A 17,798-nucleotide genomic window follows, 5' to 3' on the forward strand; every position below is an offset into this window, starting at 1 on the left:
GTGGCAGGATCGGGGGCGTGGCAGAGACAGCAGCGAAGAAGACCGACACCCCCGCCGGCAGCCGGCCCCGCCTGATGCTCATGGACGGGCACTCGCTGGCCTACCGCGCGTTCTTCGCGCTGCCCGCGGAGAACTTCACCACCGCGACGGGCCAGCCCACGAACGCGATCTACGGCTTCGCGTCGATGCTGGCCAACACCCTGCGTGACGAGGCGCCCACGCACTTCGCGGTCGCGTTCGACGTGTCCCGCAAGACCTGGCGTTCCGAGGAGTTCACCGAGTACAAGGCGAACCGCTCCAAGACGCCGGACGAGTTCAAGGGCCAGGTCGAGCTGATCGGCGAGCTGCTCGACGCGATGCACGTGTCGCGGTTCGCGGTCGACGGCTTCGAGGCGGACGACGTCATCGCCACGCTGGCCACCCAGGCCGAGGCCGAGGGCTTCGAGGTGCTGATCGTCACCGGCGACCGCGACTCCTTCCAGCTGGTGTCCGAGCACACCACGGTGCTGTATCCGACGAAGGGCGTCTCGGAGCTGACCCGGTTCACCCCGGAGAAGGTCGTCGAGAAGTACGGGTTGACGCCCGCCCAGTACCCCGACTTCGCGGCGCTGCGCGGCGACCCGTCCGACAACCTGCCGGGCATCCCCGGGGTAGGTGAGAAGACGGCCGCGAAGTGGATCAACCAGTTCGGTTCCTTCGCGGAGCTCGTCGAGCGGGTGGAGGAGGTCAAGGGCAAGGCCGGGCAGAACCTGCGCGACCACCTGGAGGCCGTCAAGCTCAACCGCCGCCTCACCGAGATGGTCACCACCGTCGAGCTGCCGAAGACGGTCGGCGAGCTGGAGCGCGCCCCCTACGACCGCACCGGCGTCGCGATGATCCTGGACACCCTGGAGATCAGGAACCCCTCCCTGCGGGAGCGGCTGTTCGCCGTCGACCCGGGCGGCGAGGAGGCCGAGGTCACGCCGGTGATCGCCGCCGGGGTGGAGCTGGACGGCAGGGTGCTGGGCACCGGCGAGCTGGCCGGCTGGCTCGCGGAGCACGGCACCGACACCCTCGGCGTCGCCACCGTGGACGCCTGGGCGCTGGGCGCCGGCTCGGTCGCCGAGATCGCGCTGGCCGCGGCCGGGGGAGCGGCCGCCTGGTTCGACCCGGCGGAGCTGGACGAGACCGACGAGAACGCGTGGGCGGCGTGGATCGCCGCCGAGGACCGCCCCAAGGTCCTGCACAACGCCAAGGGCGCCATGCGTGTCTTCGCCGAGCACGGCTGGTCCGTAGCCGGCGTCGGCATGGACACGGCGCTCGCGGCCTACCTGGTCAAGCCGGGCCGCCGCTCCTTCGACCTGGACGCGCTGTCCCTGGAGTACCTGGGCCGTGAGCTGGCCCCCGCCGCGGCGGCCGACGGCCAGCTCGCCTTCGGAGCGGACGACAGCGCCGAGGCCGAGGCCCTGATGGTGCAGGCCCGCACGATCGTCGACCTCGGCGAGGCGTTCCGCGGCCGGCTGGCGGAGGTCGGCGCGGCCGACCTGCTGCGTGACATGGAGCTGCCGACGTCCGCCCTCCTGGCCCGTCTGGAGCGGCACGGCATCGCCGCCGACCGCGCCCACCTGGAGGCCATGGAGCAGATGTTCGCGGGCGCCGTCCAGCAGGCCGTGAAGGAGGCGCACGCGGCGGCCGGGCACGAGTTCAACCTGGGCTCGCCCAAGCAGCTCCAGGAGGTCCTCTTCGGCGAGCTGGGCCTGCCGAAGACGAAGAAGACCAAGACCGGCTACACCACCGACGCCGACGCCCTGGCCTGGCTCGCCGGCCAGACGGACAACGAGCTGCCGGTCATCATGCTCCGCCACCGCGAACAGGCGAAGCTGCGGGTCACCGTCGAGGGTCTGATCAAGACGATCGCCGCGGACGGCCGCATCCACACCACGTTCAACCAGACGGTGGCCGCGACCGGCCGGCTGTCCTCCACGGACCCGAACCTCCAGAACATCCCCGTGCGCACCGACGAGGGGCGCGCGATCCGCCGCGGCTTCGTGGTCGGCGAGGGCTTCGAGTCCCTGATGACCGCCGACTACAGCCAGATCGAGCTCCGCGTGATGGCCCACCTGTCGGAGGACGCCGGCCTCATCGAGGCGTTCACCTCCGGCGAGGACCTGCACACCACGGCCGCCTCCCAGGTGTTCGCCGTGGAGGCGACCGCGGTGGACGCGGAGATGCGGCGCAAGATCAAGGCGATGTCCTACGGCCTGGCGTACGGCCTGTCGGCGTTCGGCCTGTCCCAGCAGCTGAACATCGAGGCGGGCGAGGCCCGTGGCCTGATGGACGCCTACTTCGAGCGCTTCGGCGGCGTACGGGACTACCTGCGCCGCGCGGTCGACGAGGCACGGGCCACCGGCTACACGGCGACGCTCTTCGGCCGCCGCCGCTATCTGCCCGACCTCAACAGCGACAACCGGCAGCGCCGCGAGGCCGCCGAGCGCATGGCCCTCAACGCGCCGATCCAGGGCACGGCGGCGGACATCGTCAAGATCGCCATGCTCAAGGTGGACGCGGCCCTGCGCGCGGCGGACCTCAGGTCCCGCATGCTGCTCCAGGTCCACGACGAAATCGTCCTGGAGATCGCCCCCGGTGAGCGGGCGGCGGTCGAGGAGCTGGTCCGCCGGGAGATGGCCGGCGCCGTGCAGCTCAGGGCCCCGCTGGACGTGTCGGTCGGCGCGGGCGTGGACTGGGAGTCGGCGGCCCACTAGCCCACGCCGGCGGGAGAGCGGCCCGCCGCTCCCGTGAACGCGCGAAGGGGCCCTGCCGGCACCGGCAGGGCCCCTTCGCGCGCCCGGTGGGATCCGGCGCCGTACGAGCGGGTGCCGCCGCGAGGGGCTTCGGTCACCGCCGGTGCCTCCGGCAAAGGTCCCTCACCCGCGTGGCCCCCGAGAACAGGCCCCCGCCCGGTCCGGACCGCCAGGATGCCGCCATGGGTATACGCATGCTCCACCGCCGGAAGGCCCGCGCACGCGTTCACGCCACGGCGGCCGCGGACCCGCGGTCCTGGCCCGGCACGGCTGCCCGGGCGCGGCCGCGCCCCGCCTTCGCACCCGACGCCGCCACACCCCGCATCCCGTGGGCCCCCGGCACGGCCCTGCGCGCGGCCGCCGCCCGACTCCTCGATCGGGCTCGGGTCACGCTCCTGCCGGGCGCCCTGTCGCGGGTCTTGTCGCGGGTCAGGTCGCGGGTCCTGCCCCGGTTCCTGCCCCGGTTCCTCGCCGGGTCCGTTCGCCCTGGCGACAGCCGGCGGCACCTGTGGGGCGCGGCGCTACGCGGTCACCTGGACCTGGCCCTCGGCGTCCTCGGCCGGCTGCGCGGACCCGGTACCGTCCGTCGCGCCCGCCGCATCCCCGTCTTCGTCGCGACGACGGTCCCCCTCACCGAACGCCCGGGCGACTCCGCCGCACACTGACCCTGTCCGCCTCCGCCTCCGCTTCGGCTTCCGCTTCCGGTGGCCCGGCGAAGGCACCCCGGGCCGCCGGTTGCGCCGGATGCGCCGGATCGGCGGGATGAGCCGAATCGGCCGGGCGGACGGGCAGGGCCGGGCGCCACAGCCGCACGCCGACGGCGTACAGCAGCACTCCCAGCACCAGCCCCGCGCCCGCCCCGAAGCACAGTGTCGGGACGAGCTCCCACGGCTTCGCCTCGCGCGCACCCCAGTAGTCCCACCACCGCGTCGCCCTCCGTACCGCCGCGACCAGCGCGCAGCCGCCGATCACGGCACCCGCCCAGCACCGGTCCCGCGCCGAGAGCACCGGGACCCCCGCGGGCTCGCCGGCCGGAGTCCGGCGCAGCGCGTACGTCACGAACACGGCGAGCACGACCGCCGCCACGGCCGAACCCCCGTACTGGAGGTACCAGTACAGAGGCGAGCCGGCGACGTCCTCGCCGAGGACGGGGAACAGCCGCATGCCCCAGCGGTCGAGGTGCGTGAACGCGTCCCACACCACATGGCTCAGCGCGCCGAGCACCGCGGAGACGTACCACCACACGGCGGTGGACGGCCGTACCCGCGCGCGGGGCGCCCCGCATCGGGTCAGCGCGGCCGTCCGGCCCTGCCGGGACCGTGGCAGCAGCGCCACCAGCGGCTCGCGCACCAGCAGCCAGAGGCCCACCAGCGCCCAGGCGATGAGCACGTCCACCGTGAACACACCGGGAAGGGAGTGTGTGACGTCGCCGAACCGCATGGCCCCGGACAGGACACTCGCCGCGTAATAGGTCATGTCGGGAGCGAAGGAGCCCGCGACGAGGACGCCCGGCACCAGGGAGCCGCGGCCGGTGCCGTCGGCGCGCACGGCAGGCAGCACGGCCGCCGCGTGACTCAGGGTGAACGGCAACGGGGCTCCCGGGGGCGGACGTTGACGGACCGGCCGGCCCGATGATCTACGACGTCCAGTATGCGGGGCACGGTTCCCGGCCGACGGCACGTGGCCGACTGGTGAAAACGGCACCCGAACGGGTGCCGGTGCAAAAGAAGTTGTCGTAGGGTCGCCTGGGTCGGTGTGCCCGAGGGCGCGTCGAACACAAGAGCAGAGCAGGGCAAACCGCGCATGGGTGCAACCCGCGGGGCGGGTTGATCGTCACACCGGTGACGGCGGCGGTAGCGGCGACGGTCACCACGGTGGCAACAGTCGCGACGGCAGGGTGCAGGCGAAGAGACGGGCGTACCGCGTCCACGGGAGGGTTTCACTTCATGTCGGCGCATTTCGGCACGAGGCTGCGCAAGGGAGCGGTCAACACGACCGTGGCCGCACTGGCGGTGGCGGCTCTGGCCGCGTCCCAGGCACCGGACGTCACGGCCGACGGCCACGGCAGACAGACCGCCGCCGACACCCCGTCGGCCGCCGAGACCGACAGCGGCATCGGTGACAGCGCCACCGGCAACTCGCCGTACTACACGGACCTGCCGCCGCTGAACAGCCCGAACCCCGCGCCGAGCGAGAGCTCCGCCGCCACCCCGGCCGCCACCGGCACCGCGGAGACCGGCATACCGGCGACCGTCCTGGACGCCTACAAGAAGGCCGAGGCGGAGCTGGCGCAGTCCAAGCCCGGCTGCAACCTGCCCTGGCAACTCCTCGCCGCCATCGGCAAGGTGGAGTCGGGCCAGGCCCGCGGCGGCAACGTGACCGCCGACGGCACCACCATCTCGCGGATCCTCGGCCCCATCCTCAACGGCGTCGGCTTCGCGAACATCAGCGACACCGACAACGGCGCGTACGACGGCGACAGCACCTACGACCGTGCCGTGGGCCCCATGCAGTTCATCCCCTCCACCTGGGCGTGGGCGGGCCGCGACGGCAACGCCGACGGCAAGAAGGACCCCAACAACGTCTACGACGCCGCGCTCGCCGCCGGCCACTACCTGTGCCGCTACAACTGGGACATGTCGGCCACGTCCGGCATGCGCAGCGCGATCCTCAGCTACAACAACTCGACGGACTACCTGAACACCGTCCTGTCGTGGCTGGAGTACTACCGCAACGGCACGCACGAGATCCCCGACGGCACCGGCTCCGTGCCCGGCAACCGCAGCGACGACACCGACTACACGCCCACGTCGCCGTCCACCCCGTCGACGCCCGGCACGCCCAGTACGCCGTCGACGCCCGCCAAACCGTCGACGCCCGCCAAGCCGTCGACGCCCGCCAAGCCGTCGACGCCCAGCACCCCGACCCCGACGCCGACGCCGACCGAGACGGTCGGCCACCTCGAGGACGCGGGTACGGCGAGCCTCACCGCCATGGCGGGCGACACGTTCACCGACCGCATCAGCACCCGCGCCGAGACGACGGCCGGCAAGGCCGTCGCCAAGGTCAGGATCCGCTTCACCATCGTCGGCGACACCGACGCCACCTTCGCGGGCGGCGAGAGCGTCGCCACGATCGTCACCGACGCCAAGGGCGTCGCCCTCGCACCCGCCCTCGAGGCGGGCGAGAAGACCGGCGGCTTCACCGTCCGCGCCACGGTCCTCGGCCGCACGCTCGCCGCCCTCGACTACAAGGCCGCCGTCACCGCCCGCGCCGCCGACACCCTCGCGCGCACCAGCGGCACCGCGCTGACGTGCACCGCCGGCGGCGAGTTCGCCGACCAGGTCGAGGTGAAGGCCACCTACAAGGGCGCCGTGGCGGACAAGGTCGCGGCCACCGCCACCCTCATCACGTCGGCCGACGACGCGACCACGAACGACAAGGGCCCCTACTTCAAGGACGCCGGCAACGCCGTGCGCACCCTGAACCTCCAGACGGACGCGAACGGTCTGCTGCAGCTGCCCAAGCTGTACGCGGACGACACCGCCGGCACCTATCTGCTCCGCATCACCACCGAGGGCGGAGCGACCCTGACGGTCGAACTCACCGTCACGGCCGCCGCGACCTCGACGCCGAGCCCGACGCCCAGCGAGTCGGAGTCGACGACGCCCGCCTCGTAACCCTCACCACCCACCCACCCTCCCCGGACCCTGCTCCGGGCCCCTCTCCGACGACGACGGCGGCGCCCCTTTCTCCACGGGGGCGCCGCCGTCGTGTGCGACGTGTTCTCATCTCGGCCGCCCGTTGCTACCGTGCCCGACCTGACGTCCCGTCAGCTCCGGGAGGACCGTATGCGTGCCCTGATCGCCGCCGCGACCGGTCTCGCCGTCGCGCTCGCCCTGGTCCTCACCCTCACCGCGCTGGGCGCACCGGCCGGCAAGACCTCACCGAAGCCCCTGCTGACGACGGTCCCCGCACACCCGTAGCCGCCCGCCCGCCGATTCCGCCCGCGAAGGAGGCCGAGATGCGACGCAAGGCAGGCCTGATCCTGCTCGCCCTCGCCGTGTTCTTCGCGGCACTGTCCCCCCTGCTGCGCTGGTACGCCTTCCCGCGCCTCGCCAAGATCCCGGCGAACGAGTACCAGACCATGGTCCTGGAGGCGAAGAACGCCACCCTCCTCGACTACGGCACCATGACCGCCCGCACGGTCCCCGAGATCACCATCGTGCAGACCCTCAAGGGCGACGTGGAAGCCTCCGAGAAGATCGAGAAGACGGCCGGCCGGGACGTCGTCGTCTGGGACGGCCTGTCCTACGTCCAGGGGCCCGACGGCAAGATGGTCTCCAAAGTCCCCGAGCGCTACATCTTCGACGCCCACACCCAGGAACCCGTGCACGCCACCGGCGAGATGGTCGACGGCGACCCGGTGCGCCGCGAGGGCATCGAGTTCAAGTGGCCCTTCCTCACGGAGAAGCGGGACTACGAGTACTTCGACGCGCAGACCCGCACCACGGCCCCCATCCACTACGAGGGCACCCGCGACTTCCGCGGCCTGGAGGTCTACTACTTCGAGCAGACCATCCCCTGGACCAAGGTCGCCATGCCCCGGACCATGCCCGTCGAGGGCATCACCCCGGAGACCGTCGCCGCCACCGGCACCACCCGCTGGTACACCACGGTCCGCAGGTTCTGGGTCGAACCCGTCACCGGCGCACCCGTCTACGGCGAGGAGATCCACCAGGAGGAACTGCGCGGCGGCACCCTCCTCGGCGGCCGCGCCAAGGTCACCGCCTTCGCCGGGCACGTGAAGATGCGCGAGGACTACATCGAGCACACCGTCTCCGTGATCAAGACCAACCGCACCATGGTCCTGTTGCTGACCGCCTACCTGCCCTGGGGCTTCCTCCTGCTCGGCGCCCTCCTGATGGCCCTCTCCCTCTACCTGGAGGCCCGCGCCCGCCGCCCCGACGAACCCACCGCGGCCGAACCCGCCGCCCCTCGGCCCGTCACCGCCTGAGCCGCGCGCTGGTGAACCGGGTCGGCTCGGCACCGGCCGGATCCTCGGGCCAGGGATGCTTCGGATACCGGCCGCGCAGCTCCGCCCGCACCCCCTTGTAACCGTCCTTCCAGAAGGAGGCGAGGTCGGCGGTGACGGCCGCGGGCCGCCCGGCCGGCGACAGCAGATGCACCAGCAACGGCACCCCCGCGACCCGCGGTGACTCCTGGAGCCCGAACATCTCCTGCAACTTCACCGCGAGGACCGGTTGCTCCGGATCGGCGTAGTCGATCCGGATCCTGGACCCGCTCGGCACGGTGATCCGCTCCGGCGCCAGCTCCTCCAGCCGGGCCGCCTCGCCCGAGGCCCAGGGCAGCAGCCTCCCGAGCGCCGCCCCGGCGTCGATGCGCCCGAGATCGCTCCGCCGCCGCGCCCGGCTCAGCTCGGGCTCCAGCCACTCGTCCACGCGCGCGTGCAACGCCGCATCGGAGACGTCGGGCCACGGCTGCCCCAGATGGCACCGCAGGAACGCCAGCCGCTGCCGCAGGACGTCCGCGTCGGGCGACCACCTCAGCAACCGCAGCCCGTCCCGCTCCAGCCCCTCGACCAGCGCACCGCGCACGAGCCCGGCCCCGGCGTCGCGGAGCGGACGCACCGCCAGCTCCACGGCCCCCAGCCGCTCCACCCGCCGTGCCACGACATCCCCGTCGGCCCAGTGGACCTCGTCCCGCTCGTCGAGCAGCGTGCCGGCCGCCAGCCGGGCGACCTCCTCGTCCACGACCGCCGCGAGCTGCACCCGCGCGTGCCCCTTCCCCACGGGCCGGTCGGCCACGGCGACGGCGAGCCAGGGGGCCCCACGCAGATCGGTGCCCTCGCGGACCTCGGCCCGGGTACCGGAGACCATCAGGTAGGAGGCCCCGTCGGCCCTCGCGAGCCGCTCCGGGAAGGCGAGGGCGACGACGAGCCCGGCGAGGGCGTCCGCACCGGCGGCAACGGCGCCCGCGCCCCCTCCCGAGGCGGGCCCGGCGGGCGCCGAGTCCTCGACGACGGCCCGCAGCCGGCGCACCTCCGCCCGCCACCGCGCGCCGTAGGCGTCACCCCCGCGCCGTGCGGACCGCAGCGCGGCGGCCAGATCGTCGCCGTACTCCCGCGGAGCCTCCTCGCTCAGCAGCGCGACCACCTCGACGGCCCGCTCCACCCCCACCGACGCGGCCCCGTCCAGCAGAGCCCGGCCCAACCGGGGGTGCAGCCCCAGCCGGGCCAGCCGCACACCGCGCGCGGTGGCCCGGCCGGCGGAGTCCACCGCCCCGATCGCCGTCAGCAGAGACCTCGCCGCCGCCATCGCCCCACCGGGCGGCGGATCCAGCAACGCCAGCCCACGAGCGTCAGGATCCCCCCAGCACGCCGCCTGAAGGGCGAACGACGTCAGGTCGGCCACCCGGATCTCCGGGGCCGGGAACGACGGCAGACGGGCATCCTCCGCCTCCGCCCAGCACCGGTACACCGCACCGGGCGCCTCCCGTCCGGCCCGCCCCGCCCGCTGCCGGCCCGCCGCCTGCGAGGCCCGTACGGTCGCCAGCGCGCTCAGCCCCCGCGCGTGATCCACCCGCGGCTCCCGCGCAAGCCCCGAATCGACGACCACCCGCACCCCGGGCACCGTCAACGAGGACTCCGCCACGGAGGTCGCCAGGACCACCCGGCGCCGCTCCCCTGGGGCCAGCACCGTGTCCTGCACGGCCGCCGGCGCCCGCCCGTGCACTTGGAGCACGTCCACCCCCGCCGGCTCCCCGAGGAGCCCCGCGACCCGCGCGATCTCCCCGACGCCCGGCAGGAAACACAGCACGTCCCCCGGCCGCTCGGCCAGCGCCCGCCGCACCACCGACGCCACATGCGCCAGCAGCGCGGGATCCACCCGCATCCCGTGCGGCGGCCGCACAGGACGGGCCGGTGGCGCCCAGACCACCTCCACGCCGAACATGGCACCCTCGGCCTCCACCACCGGCGCCCCGCCCAGCAGCCGGGCCCAGCCCGCCGTGTCCGTGGTCGCCGAGGCCGCCACCAGCCGCAGCTCGGGCCGCAGCGTCTCGCGCACGTCCCACAGGAAAGCGGCCGAGGTGTCCGCGTCGAGATGCCGCTCGTGGCACTCGTCCAGCACCACCACATCGACGCCCGTCAGCTCCGGGTCGCGCTGAAGACGCTGGAGCAGCACACCGGTCGTGACGACCTCCACGCGCGTGTGCCGCCCGACGACCCGCTCCCCGCGCACGGTGTGGCCCACACGCTCCCCGGGCCGCTCACCCAGCAGCCACGCCATCCGCCGGGCCGCCGCCCGCGCCGCGATCCGCCGCGGCTCGGCCACGAGCACCCGGCGCGCCGGGCCCTCGCCCAGCAGCCCGGCGAGCGCGAGCGGCACCAGCGTCGTCTTGCCCGTACCGGGCGGCGCGGCGAGCACGGCCGTGCCGTGCCCGTCCAGCGCGTCGTTCAGGGCGGGCAGGGCGGCCCGCACGGGCAGCGCGTCCAGGGCGTCGTAACGGGCGATCACGCCCCTAGTGTCGTACGCCCGCGAAAACGTCCCCCACGCGCGCGTGGGGGACGTCGGGGCGGAGCGGGCGGGAGCCGGACGGGCTAGTCCCGCTCACAGACGAACACGGCCGTCCCCGGGATCAGGTTGCCGCGCAGCGGGGACCAGCCGCCCCACTCCGAGGAGTTCCAGGCCGGCCACTGCGGCTCGACCAGGTCCACCAGCCGGAAACCCCCTGCCACGATGTCGCGGACCCGGTCGCCCAGCGTCCGGTGGTGCTCCACGTACACCGCGCGCCCTTGGTCGTCCTGCTCGACATACGGAGTGCGGTCGAAGTAGGACGAGGACACGGTCAGCCCCTCCGGGCCCGGCTCGTCCGGGAACGCCCAGCGGATCGGGTGCGTCACCGAGAACACGAAACGCCCACCGGGCCGCAGCACCCGCCGTACCTCCTTCAGGACCAGCACCGGATCGGCCACGAAGGGCAGCGCCCCGTACGCCGAGCAGGCCAGGTCGAAGGAGGCGTCCGCGAAGGGCAGCGCGCCCGCGTCGGCGCACACCAGCGGGAACGAGCCACCGATGCGCATCGCGTGCTGGAGCTGGCGGTGCGAGATGTCCAGGGCCACCGGACGCGCGCCCTGCTCGGTCAGCCAGCGCGCGCACTGCGCCGCGCCGGCGCCGATCTCCAGGACCGACCTGCCCTTCAGCTCCTCCGGCGGGCCGAGCAGCTCCGCCTCGACCTCGTCCAGGCCCTCGGGTCCCCACACGAAGCGGTCGTCGCCGAGGAAGGTGCCGTGCTCGATCTGGTATTCGTCCGCGTTGCGGTCCCACCAGCCCCGGTTGGCCCGGGAGCTCTCGGTGACGTCGGCGTCACGTCGGGTGGCTTCCGGCTCGAAGACCGGCTCGGACGATTCAGGCTCTTGGATGATCGGCTCCCTCGTCGTACTCTTCCGTGCAACCCGCCCGGCGGTGTCACCCGAGGTGTCACCAGCGAGGCTTCCTGCGGCCTGCGTGACCTCAGGAGAAAGGTTGTGTGCCGGGTATGCGGCGATCCGCCCCGGGTGTGCGCCTTCGCGCATTGACCCCGCCCGGCTGCCCCCGTATGCTACAAGTTGCGCTGCGGGCCTGCGCACCTCAGACGTAGCAGGCTGCGCTCGCATCTGTTGTTGTCCCCTCGGTTCTCGAGGTGCCTTCACCGGTTCCGGTGGGGGTGCTTCCTCAGCTGTCCGGCTTCTTCAGAGCGATCACGGGCTCCCGGCGTAGCAGTACCTACGACTCACTGTCCGTACCGGAGCCCTTTCCCACATGACGAGCAGCACCGAGACCACCTCTACCACGCCGCAGGTAGCGGTCAACGACATCGGTAACGAGGAAGCCTTCCTCGCCGCGATCGACGAGACGATCAAGTATTTCAACGACGGCGACATCGTCGACGGCGTCATCGTGAAGGTCGACCGGGACGAGGTCCTGCTCGACATCGGTTACAAGACCGAAGGCGTCATCCCGAGCCGCGAGCTCTCCATCAAGCACGACGTCGACCCCAACGAGGTCGTCGCCGTCGGTGACGAGATCGAAGCCCTTGTTCTCCAGAAGGAGGACAAGGAAGGCCGCCTGATCCTCTCGAAGAAGCGCGCCCAGTACGAGCGCGCCTGGGGCACCATCGAGAAGATCAAGGAAGAAGACGGGATCGTCACCGGCACCGTCATCGAGGTCGTCAAGGGTGGTCTCATCCTCGACATCGGCCTCCGTGGCTTCCTGCCGGCCTCCCTCGTCGAGATGCGCCGCGTCCGCGACCTCCAGCCTTACGTGGGCAAGGAGCTCGAGGCCAAGATCATCGAGCTGGACAAGAACCGCAACAACGTGGTCCTGTCCCGCCGTGCCTGGCTCGAGCAGACCCAGTCCGAGGTCCGCCAGACGTTCCTCACGACCCTCCAGAAGGGTCAGGTTCGCTCCGGCGTCGTCTCCTCGATCGTCAACTTCGGTGCGTTCGTGGACCTGGGCGGCGTGGACGGTCTCGTCCACGTCTCCGAGCTCTCCTGGAAGCACATCGACCACCCCTCCGAGGTTGTCGAGGTCGGCCAGGAAGTCACCGTCGAGGTCCTCGACGTCGACATGGACCGCGAGCGTGTCTCCCTGTCGCTGAAGGCGACCCAGGAAGACCCGTGGCAGCAGTTCGCCCGCACGCACCAGATCGGGCAGGTCGTCCCCGGTAAGGTCACGAAGCTCGTTCCGTTCGGTGCGTTCGTGCGCGTCGACGAGGGCATCGAGGGTCTGGTCCACATCTCCGAGCTGGCCGAGCGCCACGTGGAGATCCCGGAGCAGGTCGTCCAGGTCAACGACGAGATCTTCGTCAAGGTCATCGACATCGACCTCGAGCGCCGCCGCATCAGCCTCTCGCTGAAGCAGGCCAACGAGTCCTTCGGTGCCGACCCGGCCTCGGTCGAGTTCGACCCGACCCTGTACGGCATGGCCGCGTCCTACGACGACCAGGGCAACTACATCTACCCCGAGGGCTTCGACCCCGAGACCAACGACTGGCTCGAGGGCTTCGAGTCGCAGCGTGAGGTCTGGGAGAACCAGTACGCCGAGGCGCAGACGCGCTTCGAGCAGCACCAGGCTCAGGTCATCAAGTCCCGCGAGGCGGACGAGAAGGCCGCTGCCGAAGGCGGCGACGCCGCGGGTGCGGCTCCGGCCGCGTCCGGTGGTAGCGGTGGTGGCTCCTACTCCTCCGAGGGTGCCGACACGTCCGGCGCGCTCGCCTCGGACGAGGCGCTCGCCGCTCTGCGCGAGAAGCTGGCCGGCGGCCAGAGCTGATCACCTGCCGCTGAATCCAGCAGCTGGTGGAGGGCCCGCACCTTTCGAGGTGCGGGCCCTCGCTGCTGTCCGCGGACGGCACCACCGGTCACCTCGTGACCGCTCCCACGCCTCCGCGACCGGTCGGCCCGTCACCCGGTCGGCCCGTCACCCGGCCGCCGCGAGAATCCGGCCGCCGCGAGAAGCCGAATGGTCACCTGGTCGGCGACCCCACCTGATTTCGGAGTCACCTGATCAAGGAGCGTGGACCGGGAATGCCCACGGTCCGGCGGGCGTTGGACAGGATGAACACGAGGGGAGCGGTCCAAGTGCTTGATCCGCAGGGTTTGTACGCATGGGAGCCGAAGGGCCTGGCAGTCGTCGACATGGCGCTGGCCCAGGAGTCGGCCGGACTTGTCATGCTCTACCACTTCGACGGATACATCGACGCGGGCGAGACCGGTGACCAGATCGTCGACCGGCTCCTCGACTCGCTGCCCCACCAACTCGTCGCCCGCTTCGACCACGACCGGCTCGTCGACTACCGCGCCCGCCGCCCGCTGCTGACCTTCAAGCGCGACCGGTGGACCGAGTACGAGGAGCCCGCCATCGAGGTGCGGCTCGTGCAGGACACCACCGGCGCGCCCTTCCTGCTGCTGTCCGGCCCCGAACCCGACGTGGAATGGGAACGCTTCGCCGTCGCCGTCAAGCAGATCGTGGAGCGACTCGGCGTCCGCCTGGCGGTCAACTTCCACGGCATCCCCATGGGCGTCCCGCACACCCGCCCCGTGGGCCTCACTCCGCACGGCAACCGCACGGACCTCATGCCGGGCCACCGCAGCCCCTTCGACGAGGCTCAGGTGCCCGGCAGCGCCGAGGCGCTCGTCGAGTACCGCCTCATGGAAGCCGGACACGACATCCTGGGCGTCGCCGCCCACGTCCCGCACTACATCGCCCGCTCGGCGTACCCGGACGCGGCCCTCACCGTCCTGGAAGCGATCACGGCGGCCACCGGCCTGGTCCTGCCGGGCATCGCGCACGCCCTGCGCACCGACGCCCACCGGACGCAGACCGAGATCGACCGCCAGATCCAGGAGGGCGACGAGGAACTCACCTCCCTCGTCCAGGGCCTGGAGCACCAGTACGACGCCGCCGCCGGCGCCGAGACCCGCGGCAACATGCTCGCCGAGCCCGTCGACATCCCGTCGGCCGACGAGATCGGGCAGGAGTTCGAGCGGTTCCTCGCCGAGCGCGAAGGCGAAGGCTGACCAGGCCAGGGCAGACCGAAACCAGGTCAGACCGGGCCGGAAGCAGTACACAGGGGCCTGTCGGGTGCATCGTCACCGGCAGGCCCTAAGCTTCCGCTCATGCTGAAAGTGGGCCTGACCGGCGGGATCGGCGCCGGCAAGAGCGAGGTGTCACGGCTGCTGGTCGAGTGCGGGGCCGTACTCGTCGACGCGGACCGCATCGCACGCGAGGTCGTCGCGCCGGGCACCCCGGGACTCGCGGCGGTCGTGGACGCCTTCGGCACGGACATCCTCGCCCCGGACGGCAGCCTCGACCGACCCCGCCTGGGCTCGGTCGTCTTCGCCGACCCCGCGAAACTGGCGCTCCTCAACTCGATCGTGCACCCCCTGGTCGGCGCCCGCTCCCGCGAACTCGAAGCGGCCGCCCCCGAGGACGCCGTCGTCGTCCACGACGTCCCCCTCCTCACCGAGAACGCCCTCGGCCCCCTGTACGACGTCGTGGTCGTCGTCGACGCGGCCCCCGAGACCCAGCTCGACCGACTCGTCCGGCTCCGCGGCATGACGGAGCAGGACGCACACGCGCGCATGGCCGCCCAGGCGACCCGCGAGAAGCGCCGGGAGATCGCGGACATCGTGATCGACAACGACGTACCGCTCGCGGAACTCCACCGGCGCGTGAAGGACGTATGGGCCGACCTCACGCGCAGAGCACAGGCGGCGCACGGCACCTCTCCGGAATAGCGGCCCTCGCTCCGCGCGTTGAACCCATCGAGCAAGGGAAGGAATTTTCCGTGCCCGATACCAATGGTTCGACCGGACGTACCCCGGAGACACACGTCATCGACTTCCGTGCCGCCGAGCATCTGCTCGCCGCACGGGACCCGCGGGGCGCGGTGAAGTTGCTCGACGGAGTCATCGCCGCCCACCCCGAGAACACCGCCGCCCGGCTGCTGCGCGCGCGTGCCTTCTTCGCCGCCGCGCAACTCCGTCCGGCCGAGCTGGAATTCACCGTCGTCCTGGAGCGCGAACCGGACAACGCCTTCGCGCACTTCGCGCTCGGCCGCACCTATGAGCGGCAGGGCAGGGGCGACCAGGCCAAGCGCCACTTCCGGCTGGCCGCCGCACTGGACCCGAACCCGCAGTACCTCGAAGCGGCACACTTCGAGGACTGAGCACAGCCGGGCCCGGGGCGCTGATTGCCGGGCCGCCGCGCCGAGCGGCTGGACGACCGGCCCGCCGGGCCGCCGGGCTCAAGGGCGCTGGGCCACAGGGCCTCAGGGATGTCGCTGCTCGGGGGGCCGGTACGGCGGGATGTCGCGGCCCGGCTGATAGTGGGGCCCCTGCCGCCGGTGCTTGAGGATCATCGCCAGATCGACCGTGATCACAAGCCACAGCACCCCGCAGGCGGCCGCCCACCCCGGGCGCCCCACCAGAGCGAACGCGGCCGTCCCGAAGATCGCCCAGGCCAGACCCCACAGGGTCAGCCACAGGCGCATCCGCAGCGCACTGCGCGCTGTCACCGGCTCACTGCCCGTACGCATCCCGATCACCGCTCCTCCCTGCAACGTACTCCCCGGCCCCGACGTTCTCCAGCGGGCCCGACGCTTCGTCGGGGCCACGTCGGGGCCTGCGACGAACGACGGGGTTCCCGTGCGTGCTGCCGGACAGCGGTGTGCCGGCCGGTCCGCTCCTCGACCCTCGGAGGACCCCACCAGGGCACGGCGTGCAGCCGGTGCTCTCGCTTACGAGACCGCTCGAACAGAGGCGCCTTCCCTCGAACGAGTGAACCAGCAGGGAAGGGGAACGGCCCTGCCGGCACCGGCCGTTGAACGGGCATGAGGCTGCACATGCGAGACGGATACAACGGAACCGGTCCCGGCGCGATCACCCCGGACGGCTGCGCGGTCGAGCTCTACTCGCGCCTGCCGGTGGGGAACGAACCGGAAGTCATCGCCGCGGCGGTGCCCGCGGGCGCGCACATCCTCGAGCTGGGCAGCGGGGTCGGCCGAGTGACCCACGCCCTGCTCGAACGCGGGTTCACGGTCACGGCGGTGGACGAGTCCGCAGAGATGCTGGAGCGCGTCCGCGGGGCCCGCACGATATGCGGCCCCATCGAGGACCTCGCCCTGGACGAGACGTTCGACGTGGTGATGCTCGCGTCGTTCCTCGTGCACAACGGGGACGTCGGCTTACGGCGAAGGATGCTGCGGGCCTGCGCACGGCACGTGGCGAAAGGCGGCTGCGTACTGATCCAACGAGAAGGAGAGGACTACCACTCGAACGTGCCCCGCGAGCGCGTCGACCCGAGCGGCTTCACGATCCGGATCGTCTCGACCGACCCCGTCGGGGACGGCGTCCACTCCGTCCGCGCGGAATACGACTTCCCGGACGCGGTGTGGACCCAGACCTTCCGGTCCCGTCCGCTGACCAAGGACCAGTTCGAAGAGGCGCTGGCGGAAGCGGACCTGAAGGTGGACCGCTACCTCACGCAGGACCGGGTCTGGGTCAAGGCGGTGCCGGTGGCGGAGTAGAGGGGGAGGGGCGGGGCGGGGCGTTGGGGGTGGGAGAGCGACAGGGACGGCAGGGGGACGGCAGGAGCAGTGGTGCGAGAACACCGGTCGGGGTGCGATGAGTTCGCTGACGGAGGGCGGTCTACCCCTCTGACAGCACAACGGACCGCTCACCGCAGGAGACCCCCATGACCGAGGCCACGGCTTCCCTCGCCGCCACCACTTCCGCCGCCGCGCCCACGGCCGCTTCCGTGAACCTCCGAGGCCGCCGTGCTCGGATCGCCCTGCGGGGCGTGCAGGTGCTCCTCGCGCTCTTCCTGGGCATCGCCAGCGCGGTGCCCAAGCTGATCGCACACCCGTCGGCCGCCGATGTCTTCGACGAGATGGGCTGGGGCAACGCGGGCATGTACACCATCGGCGCCCTGGAACTGGCCGGTGCGATCGCCCTGCTCATTCCGGTGCTCCAGTCCGTGGCCGCGGCGGCGCTGGGTGCGCTGATGGTGGGCGCGTTCGTCGTCCAGGTCGTCGTCTTCGACGGCGAGAACGCTGCGACACCGCTCATCCTGCTCGTACCGCTGGCGCTCATCGCCTGGAAGCGACGGGAGTCCAACGCCGAGCTGCTGCGGCTGGCGCGGCGAGCGGCCTGACGAGGCTGACGAGCCGGGAGGGAGGGGCGGGAGGGGGTTGGGGGGGAGGGGGGAGGGGGACCCCCCGGTGCCGGCAAGGTCGGACCCACCCGGCTCCGACCCACCCGGCTCCGACCCACCGAGCTGCGACCCACCGAGCCCCGATCCGCCAAGCTCTGACACACCGCTCCGACCCGCCGAGCTCGGGCCCACCCGGTGGGGTCTTACGGTGGAGTCATGGACGCCTCCAAGTCCCCCTCCGCCTCCGTGACCTCCCCTTCCTCGGCCTCCCGCTCCCACTCCGCCGCCTCTCCCTCCTCGGCCT

At 72.2% G+C, this 17,798-nt stretch carries 15 protein-coding genes; 11 read left to right on the forward strand and 4 right to left on the reverse strand.

The window, feature by feature from the left end; genetic code table 11:
* Positions 1-17: 17 nt before the first annotated feature.
* Together polA and OG440_RS28095 are read left to right on the forward strand one after the other, a co-directional pair.
* On the forward strand, positions 18-2,741 hold the full coding sequence (polA, locus tag OG440_RS28090; protein ID WP_406009567.1) for a DNA polymerase I: 2,724 nt from the start codon (positions 18-20) through the stop codon (positions 2,739-2,741).
* Positions 2,742-2,962: 221 nt separating this feature from the next.
* Entirely contained in the window at positions 2,963-3,445 is a 483-nt protein-coding gene (locus tag OG440_RS28095; protein WP_406009568.1) for a hypothetical protein, read from the forward strand.
* Here the strand turns inward: OG440_RS28095 and OG440_RS28100 are convergent.
* Positions 3,411-4,370 (reverse strand): DUF4184 family protein, encoded by a 960-nt coding sequence (locus tag OG440_RS28100; protein ID WP_406009569.1) that lies wholly within the window; start codon positions 4,368-4,370, stop codon positions 3,411-3,413. The genes OG440_RS28095 and OG440_RS28100 overlap by 35 nt on opposite strands.
* Positions 4,371-4,726: 356 nt before the next feature.
* On the opposite strand from OG440_RS28100, the gene OG440_RS28105 reads away from it, so the two are divergent.
* The 3 genes from OG440_RS28105 (at position 4,727) to OG440_RS28115 (ending at position 7,797) form a co-directional block, all read left to right on the forward strand.
* Entirely contained in the window at positions 4,727-6,460 is a 1,734-nt protein-coding gene (locus OG440_RS28105) for a lytic transglycosylase domain-containing protein (RefSeq protein ID WP_406009570.1), read from the forward strand.
* A gap of 171 nt (positions 6,461-6,631) precedes the next feature.
* The gene (locus OG440_RS28110; protein ID WP_406009571.1) at positions 6,632-6,766 is read left to right on the forward strand and encodes an SPW_0924 family protein; all 135 of its coding nucleotides are present in this window, start codon (positions 6,632-6,634) and stop codon (positions 6,764-6,766) included.
* Between the two features lie 38 nt (positions 6,767-6,804).
* Positions 6,805-7,797, forward strand: a complete 993-nt coding sequence (locus tag OG440_RS28115; protein ID WP_406009572.1) for a DUF3068 domain-containing protein — start codon at positions 6,805-6,807, stop codon at positions 7,795-7,797.
* On the opposite strand, the gene hrpB is transcribed toward OG440_RS28115, so the two are convergent.
* Positions 7,787-10,315, reverse strand: a complete 2,529-nt coding sequence (hrpB, locus tag OG440_RS28120; protein WP_406011474.1) for an ATP-dependent helicase HrpB — start codon at positions 10,313-10,315, stop codon at positions 7,787-7,789. The two genes, OG440_RS28115 and hrpB, sit on opposite strands and share 11 nt — an antisense overlap.
* An 86-nt stretch (positions 10,316-10,401) precedes the next feature.
* Positions 10,402-11,376, reverse strand: coding sequence for a class I SAM-dependent methyltransferase (locus tag OG440_RS28125; RefSeq protein WP_406009573.1), 975 nt, complete (start codon positions 11,374-11,376; stop codon positions 10,402-10,404).
* Positions 11,377-11,602: 226 nt separating this feature from the next.
* Between OG440_RS28125 and rpsA the strand changes: the two genes are divergently transcribed.
* The 4 genes from rpsA to OG440_RS28145 all read left to right on the forward strand — a co-directional run bounded on the left by rpsA (position 11,603) and on the right by OG440_RS28145 (position 15,509).
* Entirely contained in the window at positions 11,603-13,111 is a 1,509-nt protein-coding gene (gene rpsA, locus OG440_RS28130) for a 30S ribosomal protein S1 (protein WP_020131842.1), read from the forward strand.
* Positions 13,112-13,419: 308 nt separating this feature from the next.
* Positions 13,420-14,358, forward strand: a complete 939-nt coding sequence (locus OG440_RS28135) for a PAC2 family protein (RefSeq protein ID WP_385280873.1) — start codon at positions 13,420-13,422, stop codon at positions 14,356-14,358.
* A gap of 99 nt (positions 14,359-14,457) precedes the next feature.
* Complete coding sequence (gene coaE / locus OG440_RS28140; protein WP_406009574.1) at positions 14,458-15,078, forward strand: dephospho-CoA kinase; 621 nt, start codon at positions 14,458-14,460, stop codon at positions 15,076-15,078.
* A gap of 50 nt (positions 15,079-15,128) precedes the next feature.
* Positions 15,129-15,509: a tetratricopeptide repeat protein gene (locus OG440_RS28145; RefSeq protein ID WP_406009575.1), complete on the forward strand. Its 381-nt coding sequence runs from the start codon at positions 15,129-15,131 to the stop codon at positions 15,507-15,509.
* A gap of 102 nt (positions 15,510-15,611) precedes the next feature.
* On the opposite strand, the gene OG440_RS28150 is transcribed toward OG440_RS28145, so the two are convergent.
* Positions 15,612-15,878 (reverse strand): DUF6343 family protein, encoded by a 267-nt coding sequence (locus tag OG440_RS28150; RefSeq protein ID WP_406009576.1) that lies wholly within the window; start codon positions 15,876-15,878, stop codon positions 15,612-15,614.
* Positions 15,879-16,184: 306 nt separating this feature from the next.
* Between OG440_RS28150 and OG440_RS28155 the strand changes: the two genes are divergently transcribed.
* The gene (locus OG440_RS28155; RefSeq protein ID WP_406009577.1) at positions 16,185-16,868 is read left to right on the forward strand and encodes a class I SAM-dependent methyltransferase; all 684 of its coding nucleotides are present in this window, start codon (positions 16,185-16,187) and stop codon (positions 16,866-16,868) included.
* Between the two features lie 167 nt (positions 16,869-17,035).
* A complete protein-coding gene (locus OG440_RS28160; RefSeq protein WP_406009578.1) occupies positions 17,036-17,494 on the forward strand; it encodes a DoxX family protein in 459 nt (152 codons plus the stop codon).
* Positions 17,495-17,798: the final 304 nt, after the last annotated feature.

The organism is Streptomyces sp. NBC_00637, assembly GCF_045161545.1.
Taxonomy (GTDB): domain Bacteria; phylum Actinomycetota; class Actinomycetes; order Streptomycetales; family Streptomycetaceae; genus Streptomyces.

Excerpts from the sequence above, each read along its gene's own strand:
- OG440_RS28105 (WP_406009570.1), top strand. The coding sequence starts at position 4,727 with ATGTCGGCGCATTTCGGCACGAGGCTGCGCAAGGGAGCGGTCAACACG.
- OG440_RS28155 (WP_406009577.1), top strand. The coding sequence starts at position 16,185 with ATGCGAGACGGATACAACGGAACCGGTCCCGGCGCGATCACCCCGGAC.
- OG440_RS28150 (WP_406009576.1), bottom strand. The coding sequence starts at position 15,878 with ATGCGTACGGGCAGTGAGCCGGTGACAGCGCGCAGTGCGCTGCGGATG.
- OG440_RS28110 (WP_406009571.1), top strand. The coding sequence starts at position 6,632 with ATGCGTGCCCTGATCGCCGCCGCGACCGGTCTCGCCGTCGCGCTCGCC.
- coaE (WP_406009574.1), top strand. The coding sequence starts at position 14,458 with ATGCTGAAAGTGGGCCTGACCGGCGGGATCGGCGCCGGCAAGAGCGAG.
- rpsA (WP_020131842.1), top strand. The coding sequence starts at position 11,603 with ATGACGAGCAGCACCGAGACCACCTCTACCACGCCGCAGGTAGCGGTC.
- OG440_RS28160 (WP_406009578.1), top strand. The coding sequence starts at position 17,036 with ATGACCGAGGCCACGGCTTCCCTCGCCGCCACCACTTCCGCCGCCGCG.
- OG440_RS28115 (WP_406009572.1), top strand. The coding sequence starts at position 6,805 with ATGCGACGCAAGGCAGGCCTGATCCTGCTCGCCCTCGCCGTGTTCTTC.
- OG440_RS28095 (WP_406009568.1), top strand. The coding sequence starts at position 2,963 with ATGGGTATACGCATGCTCCACCGCCGGAAGGCCCGCGCACGCGTTCAC.
- OG440_RS28125 (WP_406009573.1), bottom strand. The coding sequence starts at position 11,376 with ATGCGCGAAGGCGCACACCCGGGGCGGATCGCCGCATACCCGGCACAC.